Origin of the sequence: Paenibacillus terrae (genome assembly GCF_005217525.1) — a bacterium.
In the GTDB taxonomy this organism is placed as follows: Bacteria; Bacillota; Bacilli; order Paenibacillales; family Paenibacillaceae; genus Paenibacillus; species Paenibacillus terrae_C.
Genome location: NZ_PNXQ01000012.1, coordinates 234,692 through 248,341, shown reverse-complemented (window position 1 = coordinate 248,341; position 13,650 = coordinate 234,692). Strand labels below are relative to the sequence as shown.

The following is a 13,650-nucleotide window of genomic DNA, read 5'->3' as shown; positions in this document are numbered from 1 at the left end:
CTAATACAGAAAAAGGTGGCACACACGCTATGGAGCATTTGCTTAACGATCAGGTTAAAAACATTCAAATCAGCGGCATCCGCAAAATTGCCAATAAGGTTGCCGCATTGCCCGGAACCCTGTCCTTAACGATTGGACAGCCGGATTTCCCTACCCCTCCGCATATTATGGAAGCTGCCCACCAGGCGATTAACGAAGGACGCACGTCCTATACGCCAAACCCGGGACTGCCCGAACTGCGGGAAGCGGCAGCGGCGTTTGTATCCCATAAATACGGACTGAATTACCGTGGACAGGATGAGGTTATCGTAACGAACGGAGCCAGCGAAGCGCTGGATATTGCCCTGCGCACGATTTTGTCACCCGGTGACGAAGTCATTTTGCCTGTGCCCATCTACCCCGGATACGAGCCATTGATTCGCTTGTCAGGTGGGGTGCCCGTGCTGGCTGACACCCGCAATAGCGGCTTTAAGCTGACCGCCGAGGTGCTGGAGCCGTATTTGACCGAACGGACGAAAGCCGTCATCCTCGGATATCCTTCAAACCCAACCGGACGAGTGATGAGCCGCGAAGAGCTGGAAGCCGTCGCAGATTTGCTGAGAGGCCGTGATCTGTTTATCATTTCAGATGAAATATATAGCGAACTGATTTACGATGCGCCACACGTGTCTATTGCAGCCCTTCCGGGCATGCAAGAGCGTACCATCGTCATCAACGGCTTATCCAAATCGCACTCCATGACGGGCTGGCGTATTGGTTTCACACTTGCACCTGCTGCAATTACACAGCACATGGTCAAGGTTCATCAATACAACGTGACCTGTGCCAGTTCGATTAGCCAATATGCTGCGCTGGAAGCCTTGACCGTCGGTGTCGACGATGCACTTCCGATGCGCGAGGAATACCGCAAGCGCCGTGATTATGTGCACGGAAGGCTAACCGACATGGGCATTCCGCTTGAAAAGCCGGAGGGGGCCTTTTATCTTTTTCCTTCCATCGCCCATTTTGGCTTAAGCTCAATGGATTTCACCGTAAAGCTGCTGGAAGAGCATGGAGTGGCTGTTGTGCCGGGAGATGCCTTTTCCTCCTATGGCGAAGGATACATTCGGTTGTCCTATGCTTATGGACAGGATGTGCTGGAGCAAGGGTTGGATAAAATAGAGGGGTTTGTTAAAGGAATTGTGGGGAGTTAAGGTGGAAGGAGGCTTCGCGGGCCATTTGATCTTCCGATCGCTGTTGCTGAGAGATTCTTGGATTGTATAAGACATTTAGTGGTAAGAATCCCTCTGCAAAGGCGAACGCTGCCGCTTCTCCAGATTCAAATGGCCCGCTTCGCTACTACCCGCCTTAAAGTCACCAAATTCCTTTGAGCATGTGGGGCGCAGGGGAAAAGAAGTACCCCTCTCACCGCTTTGCACGGTGAGTAAACATAAAACAGGCCCTTGAACCACCTGTACAGGTGGTTCAAGGGCCTGTTCGTTCACCTACTACTCCCACATCGGCGTGGGATTCATTCGTGTGCTTTAAGCACGGCGCAGCGGAGGGGACGGAATGGTGCTGGACAAGCGTAAGCGGTCGCTTTTGTCCCCGGATTTCCCCCTAAACCCAGGCTTCATTCCGGAAATCCGGGGGCGGTGGCGATGGGAAGCACCATCCGTCTCCGCAGCGTCCTTTAAAGCTCAAACCTGAATCCATGCGCCGCCACTCTCTATTTTAAATGCATTTTGAATTGCAGGAACAATTCATTGTAATGAGCCAGCATCCGCTTGCCAAGGTTGTCGTAGACCTCCAGCTTATCTGTAATCTCAGATGGAGGATAGAAGCGCTCGTCACCGGATATATCCTCTGGCAACAGCTTTTTTCCATCCGCGTTTGGTGTGGAGTAGCCTACAAACTCGGCATTTTGGGCGGCTACATCGGGCTGCATCATGAAATTGATGAACTTATGGGCCGCTTCCACATGGGTAGCGGTTTTCGGAATAACCATGTTATCAAACCACAGGTTGGAGCCTTCATCCGGCACGATGTAGTCCAGCTTGTCGTTCTGGTCCATGATTTCGGACGCATCGCCGGACCACACAACACCGGCAGCAGCCTCCTCGTTAGCCAGCAGCATTTTAATCTCATCACCAACAACGGCCTTGACATTGGGCGCTAATTTCTCCAGCTTCGCTAAAGCTTGCTGCAAATGCGCCTCATTCGTATCGTTCAAGGAATAGTGGAGACTGTTCAGCGACATACCCACGACTTCCCTCGCACCATCGACCAGCAGGAGGTTGTTACGCAGCTTTGGATTCCACAGACCGTCCCAGCTATGAAAATCAATGCCCTTCGTTAGCTCCGGGTTGAACACAATCCCAACCGTACCCCAAAAATACGGCACAGAGTATTGGTTTTTCGGGTCAAACGAAAGGTTCAGAAAATGAGCATCCACATGCTTCAAATTCGGCAGCTTGCTGTGATCCAAAGGGAGCAACAGGTGCTCCTGCTTCATTTTAGCCAGAGCATACTCCGAAGGAACCGCTACATCAAACGATGTTCCTCCCTGCTCAATTTTCGTCAGCATCGCCTCGTTGGAGTCGAACGTCTGATAAATGACGGTAATCCCCGTCTCCTTCTGGAACCTTGCCAGCAGATCAGGGTCGATATAGTCTCCCCAGTTGTAGACCGTCAGCGTATTGCCACCGGAATAGCCTTGACTGGAATTGAGCCAGGCCGCCACCCCCATCAGACCGAACGAGATGATAAAAATCGACAGAAACACGCGTACAAGCGACTTCATCTAGGTACCCCCATTTCCGCCGCAGGCTCCTTTTTCCCATTCCGGTTCGCCTTGCGCATAATAAAGTAATAGCCCACCACCAACAGCACGGTAAACAGGAAAATGAGCGTGGACAGCGCATTAATAGACAGGGAAACCCCTTGGCGGGCACGCGAGTAAATTTCCACTGATAAGGTAGAATAGCCGCTGCCTGTCACAAAAAAGGTCACCGCAAAATCGTCCAGCGAGTACGTTAACGCCATAAAGAAGCCTGCGTAAATCCCCGGCTTGATAAAAGGTAAAATCACCTTGGTCAGCACATCCATCCGACTGGCACCCAAATCCCGGGCCGCATCCACCAGTGATGGACTCATTTCCTGAAGCCGCGGCAATATCATAATGACGGCAATCGGCACACTAAATGCAATATGGGACAACAACACCGAGTAAAAGCCCAGCTTGATCCCCACCATCGTGAACAAAATGAGGAAGGATGCGCCAATAATGACGTCCGGGTTCACGATCAGCACATTGTTGAGCGACAACAGTGTATTTTTAACCCGACGGTTCTGCATCTGGTGAATAGCCAACGCTCCCATGATGCCAATAATCGTAGCCAGCGCAGACGATAACAACGCAATAACCAAGGTGTTAATGACAATGATGATCAAGCGGGTGTCGGCAAACACCTCTTTGTAGTATTGGAGCGTAAACCCTTCAAATTGGTGCATCGTCCCACCACTATTGAACGAATAATACATCAAGTACAAAATAGGTGCATACAACACAAGAAAGACGAGCACCAAATAAATATTCCCGAATCGGTTTTTATTTGCCATGCCGCACCCTCCGTTTCGCTCCCGAGGTAATTAGCATAAGAATCGCCATCGCCAAAATCAGGAACACCGCTACCGTAGAGCCCATGCCCCAATCCTGTGTGACCAGAAAATGCTGCTCAATCGCCGTCCCTAATGTAATGACACGGTTGCCCGCAATCAGACGGGTAATCATAAACAGCGATAGCGCCGGGATGAATACCGCCATACACCCGGATCGCACACCAGATAGCGTTAATGGGAAAATAACCCGGCGAAACGCCGTCCACTTGGAAGCGCCCAGATCACGCGCGGCATCCAGCAGTGAAGGATTCAACCCTTCCAGCGCATTATAGATGGGCAAAATCATAAACGGCACAAAAATATAAACCGATACAAACACAAAGCTGGAGCTGGTAAACAATAATTGCTGACCACCCCATCCGACCAAGCCCAACACAGCATTCACCGGACCATAAGTACCAAAAATCCCGATAAAAGCATATGTTTTAAGCAATAGGTTAATCCATGTCGGCAAAATAATGAGCAATAGCCACAGTTGCTTATGCTTGGTTCGGGTCAGCAAATACGCAGCCGGATAAGCGACGAGCAGCGAAAATACCGTAATCAAGAACGCATACCAAAATGAGCTAAGCGTCATGCTCAAATAGACAGGGGTCAGAAATTGAGCATAGTTGCTGAACGTGAAATGACCGTCTACATCAAATAGCGAATAGTAAAATACAAGCACGACCGGGGCTGCTACGAACAGCACAATCCATAAATAGTAAGGCAGCAGATACGCTGCTCTTGTATTACCGGACATGCTGCTCCACCTCTTCATAGGCCTCCAGACGCCGATCAAATTCTTCCTCTGTTTCCCCGAACCGCATCACATGGATCGCTTCCGGGTCAAAATGGAGGCCGATTTCACTGCCCAGCTCCGCCTTTTTGGTAGAATGCACCAGCCACTCCTGACCGGAATCATCATAGCAGCTAATTTCATAGTGAACACCACGGAACAACTGGGTATCCACCTTTACTCGCAGCTTGCCCTCTGTAACGGTTGTAATCTCCAAATCCTCGGGTCGAATGACAATTTCAATCGCTTCATTCGGGCGTAATCCTCCATCGACACATTCAAACTGCCGACCGTTAAACTCCACCTGATAATCCGCAATCATGCGTCCTGGAACAATGTTGGATTCCCCGATAAAATCGGCAACAAACCGATTGATCGGCTCATCATAAATATCATTCGGGGTACCGCTCTGCTCAATCTTCCCTTTGTTCATGACAAAAATCTCGTCCGACATGGCCAGCGCTTCCTCCTGATCATGCGTAACGAAAATAAAGGTGATCCCAAGACGCTGCTGCATTTCACGCAAAATATACTGCATTTCTGTTCGCAGCTTTAAATCCAGTGCAGACAGCGGCTCATCCAGCAGCAGAACGTCCGGCTCATTGACAATGGCCCGTGCAATGGCGACACGCTGGCGTTGCCCTCCGGACATTTCAGAAATTTCCCGTTCGTCGTAGCCCTCCAGATTGACAAAGGACAATGCCTGCGCAACCTTCTCCTGAATGGTCTTATTGTTCATCTTTTTGATCCGCAAACCGAAAGCCACATTTTCAAACACATTCAGATGTGGAAATAAGGCATAGTCCTGAAATACCGTATTAACCTGCCGTTCATTGGCCGGAACACGATTAATCAGCTTGTCATTCAAATAAATCGAGCCTTCCGTCGGCTCTGCAAAACCCGCAATCATACGCAAAATTGTCGTTTTACCGCAGCCGGAGGGCCCCAGCAGCGTATAGAATTTGCCACGTTCAATCTCAAAGCTGACATCAGCCAGCACCGGTGGATCGTTGTCATATTGCTTGGTCACCCGTTCGAATCGGATGATGGTTTGCTCTCCCATAACACCCTCCCTCAACATTCGACTTCATTCCATTTCATTCACTTCATTAAACCTATTTATTCAGAGCCTATCATTGAACTTGAGATTTCCATGCAAAATAGTCTGTCAATACACGAATCGCCACCCCAATGGCTTCCTCCGCAGGCTCCAGCTTGGCATGGTGCAGACCATAAGGCGTGTCGACGCCAAGCCAGAACATCAGACCCGGAATCCGCTCCAGAAAATATCCAAAATCCTCTCCGGTCATCGCTTCCGCGCATTCAATGAGCTGTACATCCTGCCGTTCACGGACCCAGTTCATAAATTCCTCTGTCACCTTGGCTTCATTGAACACTTGCAAGTAATTTGAGCCATAATGAATTTCTGCATGGCATTCAAACCCAGCTTCAACACCGCGCACCAGCGCTTCAATCCGTGATTTAACCAGTGTCATCGTATCGGCTGACAACGTTCGGATCGTACCCTCCAGACGGGCTGTTTCCGCAATAATGTTCTGCTTCGTACCGCCGCTGACCTTGCCTATCGTAATGACTGCTGAATCCAGTGGATTCACATTACGTGCTACAACTGTTTGCAATTGTCCAACCAGCTGACAGGCCGCCACCACCATATCATTAGCCTTGTGCGGATATGCCGCATGTCCGCCCGTACCCTTCAAGACGATGAAAAGCTCCGACGTATTGGCAAATAGGATGCCCGGGCGAGTCGCAATCGTGCCAACAGGATATTCGGGTGCAACATGCAGCGCGACAATTTCATCTGGTAGCCAGTCTGCCAATTCTGCGCTGTCGCGCATCGGCAACGCTCCGCCCGGTCCTTCCTCGGCAGGCTGAAACAATACAACCAGGTCATCCTTGATCGGGTGGTTTGCAAAGTGAGAAACAATACCCAATCCAATCGTCATATGTAAATCATGACCGCAAGCATGCATGTAGCCGGGATGGGTTGAACGAAAATCATAGCCCGTCTCCTCCACAATTGGCAAACCATCCATATCGCAGCGATATCCATATCGACGTGCAGGAGCCGTTCCATGAATCAGCACCAGTACGCCAGTACGCCATGTACGAATATCCAGATGCTCCTGAGGGAGCGTTGCCAAATAACTCAGCAGATACTGCTGCGTTTTAAATTCCTCAAAACCAGGCTCGGGAATTTGATGCAAATCCCTTCGTATTTGAACAAAAGAACGATAATCGACCGTACTCATTCCGCTAATCCGCCTCCTTTTCCTAACTTATCAGGTTTATCAGACAAAAGAACAAAAGGACAAAAGCCCGGCGCAGCCGCCGAGCCTTGTCCGTTGTGCTTCGTCCTTAAATTGTTCTGTCAATGCATCATGCCACTGACAAGGAATCGTTCACCTTTTGTACATTTAAAAACTCTTTTTTCAATCTTACAGAACGCGCAGGTCCTTCAAGATTTCAGTTTTTGATTTGGTCTTATCGTCGACCTGTTTGATCACGCGTGCAGGTGTACCGGCAACTACGGAGTATTCAGGTACATCTTCGGTTACGACAGCTCCGGCTGCAACGACTGCACCTTTACCGATTCGCACGCCTTCCAATACGACTGCATTCGCACCGATCAATACATCGTCTTCTACCACAACAGGCTGTGCAGATGGAGGTTCAATAACACCCGCAAGGACTACGCCTGCACCGATGTGACACATGTTACCTACTTTAACTCGGCCGCCCAGTACAGCATTCATATCAATCATTGTGCCTTCACCAATGGTGACACCGATGTTAATGACTGCCCCCATCATAATGACTGCGTTATTACCGATACCAACCATATCGCGAATATACGCGCCTGGCTCGATGCGGGCATTAATGCCTTTCAGATCGAGCATAGGCACTGCGGAATTGCGGCGGTCGTTTTCCACCACATAGTCTTCTTCATTTGCGTTAACACTGTCCAGAACGGGCTTGATGTCGGCCCAATCGCCAAATACAACGCCGCTGTCTCCGGAAATAAAAGCTTGAACATTCTCACCGAATGATGCGGAAGCCAAAGCCCCCTTTACATATACTTTAACAGGTGTCTTTTTCTTGCTGTTTTTAATCACGTTGATGACTTCTTGTGTGTTCATTTCGATGGACATAGTAAATCGAACAACTCCTTCATCGCTTCATACGACTTCGCAAGCCGGAATAATCTTATTCTCTCATCCTTTATAGCACAAAAGTACAGGTCTCGCAATTATGGATTCGGGTTACTTGTTCGCTTGTAGGCTGTCCAGCGATGTATATATGAAGGATTCGAAGCCCTCGGCAGACTCACCCTGAGGAATGTTTACCTTCACGATGAAGCCGCCAGTTTTATTTTCTACTACAATATATTGGCGTGTGACCTTCGAACCGTTCGCTTGCAGGAACAAACGGCTGCTGGTCAGAGCTTGAGGCACTTTGGCTTTATCTATTTTCACCGCTTTACCGATGGAAGCCAGATCCTTTTCGCCTTCTTTTTGAAGCTCGTCCAGATTAACATCGGAAGGCAGCTTCGTAATTTCAGCGTAATAGTTATCATCTACAGCCAAGGCTACGCGGTTTTGATCAGGAAACAGGGACATAGGGTCAAACACATACAGTGAATAACCCTCTCCTTTTGCCAATGTAGCTGTCTGCTTTTCTTTTTTCCCTTCAAGGCTAAGCTCAAAAACTTGCGTTTTCGGGCGCTCACCACCTACTGCCTGACTGGAGCTGCCGTTTTGCGTGCCGCCTGTTGCAGCTTCTGTTTTTTCAATTTTCGTCAAAATCAGTTGCTTGGCAACCGCGTCGCCTTCTACTGCTTTTTCGTTGTATTCAAATGCGACTGAATCGCCTTCCTCAAGTCCGGCCACCACCGTGTCCAGTCCGTCACCCAGTTGGAAAGATTGGGCTTCGCCATTGGTTTCAATTTCAACCGTGTGCGGGTCAGCGGCTCCGTTGTATACGCCTGTTCCCTTTTTGGCCTCCGGCTCGGCGATCGGCTCCGGTTTCACTTGTGGCTGTTGCGTTTGCGGTTGGTCTGCCCCTTGAGGTGCGGTATTATTGGTTTGCGGTTTCGTTCCACAGGCTGACAGAGCCAGCACTGACACTACAGTTAACAGTATGATTGAAAATGTGTTGCGTTTTTTCATAAAATCCACCTCCACTATGATAGACGAGTTTGTGCGGCAAAAGTTCTACGCAGCTCCATACTAAAATCCTTCTTCCTGCATCGCTTTTTATATTCCACGCGGATGTCAGGTACGGTATAATGGGCTGTATTAAACCTAATTTTCGAGATACCGATGGAAGGAATCGTACACGTATTATTCCTCTTCCGTACTGGATGGAGCTGTCACATGAATCAAGCGCACAAACCGTCATTTTCCTTTGAATTACTGTACATCGTAGGTATTATCGCTATTTCGTTCTCCTCGATCTTCGTGAGATGGTCTGAAGCCGAGGTGTCCGTCATCGCTATGTACCGTTTGTACCTGACCAATCTGATCATGCTGCCTCTGATCTGGAAATACCGTACCGAGCTATTCAGCCTGAGCCGCAAGCAATGGATGTTGATCCTTTGGTCCGGTATTGCACTAGGGCTGCACTTCTTGCTCTGGATGGGCTCGCTGCGACTGACCACAGTTGCAAGCTCTACCGTTATTATGACACTGGAGCCGATCCTTGTCATGCTCGGTTCTTTTTTGTTTTTCCGTACAGGCACAAACCGCGCTATGCTCATCGGAATGGGCCTGGCTTTTGTTGGCTCGCTGGCGATCGGAGCCGGAGATTTTCATGCCTCGGGACAAGCCCTGCTCGGAGATGCACTGTCCTTCTTGGGTATGGTAGCCGTCTCTATCCATATGCTGATGGGCAAGCATTTGCGCGAGCATTTGAGCGCCTTTGTGTATAACTTTTGGGTATTCGCCATCGCGGCCACATCGCTTGCGCTGTATAATATGGTCAACGCCATTCCTTTTACCGGATATGCACCACGGGAATGGGGATTGTTCCTGTTGCTCGCCATAGTGCCCACACTGTTCGGCCATTACCTGTTTAACTGGCTGCTCAAATACATTAACGCCACCGCGGTGTCGATGGCAGTACTCGGCGAACCCGTTATTTCTTCCTTGCTAGCCTGGGTGTTGCTGGGAGAAAAACTTTCTGTTTTACAATTTGGCGCAGGCTTCTTCATCCTGTTCGGGGTATGGATTTTTATCCGATACGGAACAGATTTCAAGAAGCAAGTCGTCCACCAAAGTGAATTGCCCGACAACGAGCTTCCCCTTAAGACAGGTTCTTAACTTATTTACCCCATTTTCATGCACGGTACTCAATTGAATAATCTTAATGATAAAAAGGAAAGGCGGAATCCCTTTTGAAATCCATCGTATCCAAACGCTGGCTGTTAGCTAGACTATATGAGCCAGATATCATCATCGCCGACTGCCGCTCCCTGCTCGGACAAGCCGGAGCGGGACGAACTCAATTTAATGAAGATCATATTCCAGGAGCTGTTCACTTCGATCTGGAGGAAGACCTCACCGCTCCTCTGGGGGAGCACGGCGGACGCCATCCTTTGCCCGATGCTGACACACTTGCCGCGCGCCTGAGTCGCGCCGGAATCAACGCAGCTTCACGCATCATTGCCTACGACGATCAAGGCGGCATGATGGCCTCCCGCTTCTGGTGGCTGCTGCGTTACTTGGGTCATAAGCAGGTGTATGTGCTGGAAGAAGGCTACAGCTCCTGGAAGGAAGCGAAGTTCCCGGTCACGGCAGACCAGCCGATTCGCATTCCCTCGACCTTTGTAGCGAAGGTACAGCCGCAAATGCTCGCAAGTATGGAAGAAGTGCGACGTGTGTCCGCAGGCTCGCTTCCTGTCGGCTCCTATACATTGATCGACTCAAGAGAGCGTCCGCGCTACCTTGGGTTGGAAGAGCCTATAGATACAGCAGCAGGGCATATCCCTGGTGCAGTGAATTTCTTTTGGAAAGAGGTATTGGACGAAAAAGGTATATTTAAAAATGTGGAACAACTGGAAAAGCACTTTGCCAGCCTTGACCGGAATGCAGAAATTACCGTGTATTGCGGTTCTGGCGTATCCGCCTGCCCGAATGTGCTGGCCTTAAATGAGGCAGGATTTAGTAAGGTGCGGTTATATCCAGGAAGCTGGAGCGATTGGATTTCTTACAGTGAGAATTCTATTGCGACTGGGGAAGAGTAGAAGGCTTAAGCAGATATACAGTATGTAATTTGGAGTACATCGCTCATGTAGCGATGTACTCTTTTACGTTTTCGAGTGGTCCTAAAATCGGGAGAGTCGACAAGGGTCTAATTCACTTCTTGATTCCCGATCGACTATTTCACTTACAGCCAGATGCGCAATCAGCGGCGCCAGCGTAATCGCAGAATGCATCACCGCCAGATAAAGTCCCTTTATGTGATCTTGGAAGCCCACGATCGGATAGCCGTCTTCAGGCATGGGTCTCATCCCGACCTTTATGCTTTCCAGTTCCAGTTGATTCCCGTCCTTCAGACTGCGACGCAACGTGTCGAACGCTCGCTTACCGACCGCCTCTGGTCCGTTTTCCTCCGACTCGTCGATATAATCTTCCGCAGCCAGCAGCGTATAATCCGTCAGTTGACGCGCTTCAAATTGCGCATTTGAGATTAATGTACGTATCCGTTTATTCGCAGTTTTCATCCGAATCAGAATGGAAGGCGACGACGTTACCGGCACGGGACAACCTAACGGGTTGCAAAGTTCGGGTATGCCTGTACCTGCGGCCAATACCACGACATCCGACTCCAGAAAACCCTTGGACGTATGGACGCCGACCAGGCGGGAATCTTCTTGCTGCAGTTGTGTAACGTTGGTACCGAACTGAACCTTGGCTCCGTACTCCCGCGCTTTGCTCAACAACAGCTCCGTTAACCCTATGGGGTCTACAGCACCTTCTTCGCTGACATACATCGCTTCATCCGGATATTCCTTCAGATTCGGCTCCAATGCCTCAAGCTGCTCCAGGTTTAATTTTTGAAGGTGAAGTTGCTCCCTTAGGGGCGGAGTGTCGTTCAATAACGGTTACATCTTGATTTCGTTTGGCCAGATGATAGGCCAGGGACGCCCCAACAATCCCTGCTCCAATAATCACGATTTTTTGTTTATTCAATAATGACTCCTCCTTTGAGTGCAACTGGAGCGACTAGATTAATTATGAGAAAAATCCGGTGGTGAGTGATCTGCGTGGTTGAACGGAGAGCATAAAACATATTGTGTAAATAGAAAAGTGACTGTCCAATTAATCCACGGTTTTAAGCAAGCTATCCACAATAAAGTCAAGCTGCTTGTCTAGCGAATAAATATCATTGTAGAAAAATAAACCAAAGCTCATATCAATCAGACGTCCTTCTTTGACTGCTGGGAGGTTTTTCCAAATGGTATTGTTCGACAGATCTACCATTCCTTCAAAGCTAGAACGGAATATATAATCACCTACATATTCATGTAATACTTCATAAGAAACGTCCTTGCTAGTCGCATCGTTCCTTGCGTTTTCAATTTCGCGTTGCAAGACTTCAGGTGCTTTCATCCCTAAATATTGATAAATAATCTGCGAACCCCGTCCGTAACCCAAGCCTGTCATTACAGCCATAGAACCTTTGTTGCTTTCCATAATAGTCGCGGTTTTATCCAAAATACCTGCTTGTTTAAGTTTTTCCTTACTTTGCTCAACCTTTTTGTGAAAGTTATCTAGCATTTCCTGAGCTTGTCCCTCTTTACCTAGAATTTCTCCAAGCAATTTCAGACGTTCTTCTACTGGCAGATCATAAGGAATGTATACTGTAGGGGCAATTTTTTTAAGCCCCTCATATATTTCTTCATTGGTAACAATAATGAGATCGGGATTAAGCGCAGTTACTGCTTCCGGGTCTGGCTTGAATGCACCCAAGGAGGTGACACCATCCAGTTCGCTCGCAAAAGCTGCTCCTTCTTCTACAGAAGAGATCCCAACAGGATTTACACCTAATGCAAGTAAATCACCCATTAAATACAGGACAACTACTCGTTGTGGATTAACCGGCACTTCAATATCCCCTTTTATGGTGGTTACGGTCTTCGTTTGAGATGGTGTAGCTGTATTATTTGAACTGTTGGCCTCTACCTGGTTTGTTGACTTCCGAGCGCCTTCATTTGCTGAAGGACTTCCTGCCCCACCACTTGAACAAGCGCTGAGTAATAGGGTTAAACAAAGTAATAATGTGATAGCTAAGGGTTTCTTTCTACTTCTGTACATCAATAATTCCTCCTCAAATATATGCTGATTATGATAATCATTATCAATATATAAGGAAGTCCGACCCTCTACAATACCTAATCGTGCCACTGTCGATGGCACATTAGGACTTGCATGCTGCTTTCGATAACGAATTGGTGCAATGCCCATATATTTTTTGAACATTTTAGCAAGATAATATCCATCCGGATAACCAACAGCCTTGCCAATTTCTTGTAAAGTAGCATCCGTAGCAAGCAGCAGTTCCTTCGCTTTGTTCATGCGGATTTGAATGACAAAATGAATTGGACTATAACCAGTCTGGCGTTTGAATAGTCTTGATAAGTGTCGTGGACTGCTCCATAAGCTCTGCTAACAGGTCCATTGTAATGGGTTCAGCATAGTGTTCCTGCATATAGTATTTCATTTGTGCGATCTGGTCTGGCTTTGTTGCAGGCACGCACCGATTGTGGATTTGCCATAGCAACTCGTATACAAATTGATAAAATAATGACTTCACATGGAACTGTTCCAATGATCCTTGCTCTTCCCATGCTGTCATCATGTATTGTACTTTGTCCGATAAGGAAACAGGATGATCAGGTGCAAAGCCATATTGAAGCCTGAAGGGATTACTGTGTTCCATCAAGTCCAGAATGTCCTGACGTTCAGGAAGCGGGATGCTGGCTTTGTAATAAATCATATAATAATCAAGGACTTCTTCAACAGGCAAAATATTCAGGCAACACCCCTTTCCACCATGCAAAATATGGAATCGTGTGACTTGATGATCATTTCCATCCAGCTGCATAACAGCATTGCCACGCACCGTGTATAAGAAACAGCTAGTAGGGAACCGGTAGGAGTGGAGTTCCTCCTTCATTTGCATAGTGA

General features: G+C 48.3%; 13 protein-coding genes and 1 pseudogene. 3 read left to right on the top strand and 11 right to left on the bottom strand.

Translation table 11 applies throughout. The features are described from left to right. Positions 1-29: 29 nt before the first annotated feature. Entirely contained in the window at positions 30-1,193 is a 1,164-nt protein-coding gene (locus tag C1I60_RS11195) for an aminotransferase A (protein ID WP_137061783.1), read from the top strand. Positions 1,194-1,268: 75 nt separating this feature from the next. Here C1I60_RS11195 and C1I60_RS11190 read toward each other — a convergent pair whose 3' ends face one another. The 8 genes from C1I60_RS11190 to C1I60_RS11150 all read right to left on the bottom strand — a co-directional run bounded on the left by C1I60_RS11190 (position 1,269) and on the right by C1I60_RS11150 (position 8,628). Continuing rightward, positions 1,269-1,484: a hypothetical protein gene (locus C1I60_RS11190; protein WP_137061782.1), complete on the bottom strand. Its 216-nt coding sequence runs from the start codon at positions 1,482-1,484 to the stop codon at positions 1,269-1,271. A 224-nt stretch (positions 1,485-1,708) separates the two neighbouring features. Then, positions 1,709-2,782, bottom strand: a complete 1,074-nt coding sequence (locus tag C1I60_RS11180) for an ABC transporter substrate-binding protein (RefSeq protein ID WP_137061781.1) — start codon at positions 2,780-2,782, stop codon at positions 1,709-1,711. Next, positions 2,779-3,600: an ABC transporter permease gene (locus tag C1I60_RS11175; protein ID WP_025685655.1), complete on the bottom strand. Its 822-nt coding sequence runs from the start codon at positions 3,598-3,600 to the stop codon at positions 2,779-2,781. The genes C1I60_RS11180 and C1I60_RS11175 overlap by 4 nt, the downstream gene beginning before the upstream one ends. After that, complete coding sequence (locus tag C1I60_RS11170; RefSeq protein ID WP_137061780.1) at positions 3,590-4,402, bottom strand: ABC transporter permease; 813 nt, start codon at positions 4,400-4,402, stop codon at positions 3,590-3,592. The genes C1I60_RS11175 and C1I60_RS11170 overlap by 11 nt, the downstream gene beginning before the upstream one ends. After that, entirely contained in the window at positions 4,392-5,501 is a 1,110-nt protein-coding gene (locus C1I60_RS11165; RefSeq protein ID WP_137061779.1) for an ABC transporter ATP-binding protein, read from the bottom strand. The genes C1I60_RS11170 and C1I60_RS11165 overlap by 11 nt, the downstream gene beginning before the upstream one ends. A 70-nt stretch (positions 5,502-5,571) precedes the next feature. Beyond that, positions 5,572-6,711, bottom strand: a complete 1,140-nt coding sequence (locus C1I60_RS11160) for an N-acetyldiaminopimelate deacetylase (protein ID WP_137061778.1) — start codon at positions 6,709-6,711, stop codon at positions 5,572-5,574. Positions 6,712-6,897: 186 nt separating this feature from the next. Next, positions 6,898-7,611, bottom strand: a complete 714-nt coding sequence (gene dapD / locus C1I60_RS11155) for a 2,3,4,5-tetrahydropyridine-2,6-dicarboxylate N-acetyltransferase (protein WP_137061777.1) — start codon at positions 7,609-7,611, stop codon at positions 6,898-6,900. 111 nt (positions 7,612-7,722) lie between these two features. Beyond that, positions 7,723-8,628, bottom strand: coding sequence for a DUF8580 domain-containing lipoprotein (locus C1I60_RS11150; protein WP_137061776.1), 906 nt, complete (start codon positions 8,626-8,628; stop codon positions 7,723-7,725). Positions 8,629-8,835: 207 nt separating this feature from the next. On the opposite strand from C1I60_RS11150, the gene C1I60_RS11145 reads away from it, so the two are divergent. Both C1I60_RS11145 and C1I60_RS11140 read left to right on the top strand, forming a co-directional pair. After that, on the top strand, positions 8,836-9,780 hold the full coding sequence (locus C1I60_RS11145) for a DMT family transporter (RefSeq protein ID WP_137061775.1): 945 nt from the start codon (positions 8,836-8,838) through the stop codon (positions 9,778-9,780). 74 nt (positions 9,781-9,854) lie between these two features. Next, complete coding sequence (locus C1I60_RS11140) at positions 9,855-10,703, top strand: sulfurtransferase (RefSeq protein ID WP_137061774.1); 849 nt, start codon at positions 9,855-9,857, stop codon at positions 10,701-10,703. Between the two features lie 81 nt (positions 10,704-10,784). Here C1I60_RS11140 and C1I60_RS11135 read toward each other — a convergent pair. The 3 genes and pseudogenes from C1I60_RS11135 to C1I60_RS25570 form a co-directional block, all read right to left on the bottom strand. After that, positions 10,785-11,652: pseudogene (locus C1I60_RS11135) on the bottom strand (NAD(P)/FAD-dependent oxidoreductase). A 129-nt stretch (positions 11,653-11,781) separates the two neighbouring features. Next, entirely contained in the window at positions 11,782-13,062 is a 1,281-nt protein-coding gene (locus C1I60_RS11130; protein WP_252361706.1) for an AraC family transcriptional regulator, read from the bottom strand. Between the two features lie 4 nt (positions 13,063-13,066). Beyond that, complete coding sequence (locus tag C1I60_RS25570) at positions 13,067-13,639, bottom strand: hypothetical protein (protein WP_252361677.1); 573 nt, start codon at positions 13,637-13,639, stop codon at positions 13,067-13,069. Between the last annotated feature and the right edge of the window lie 11 nt (positions 13,640-13,650).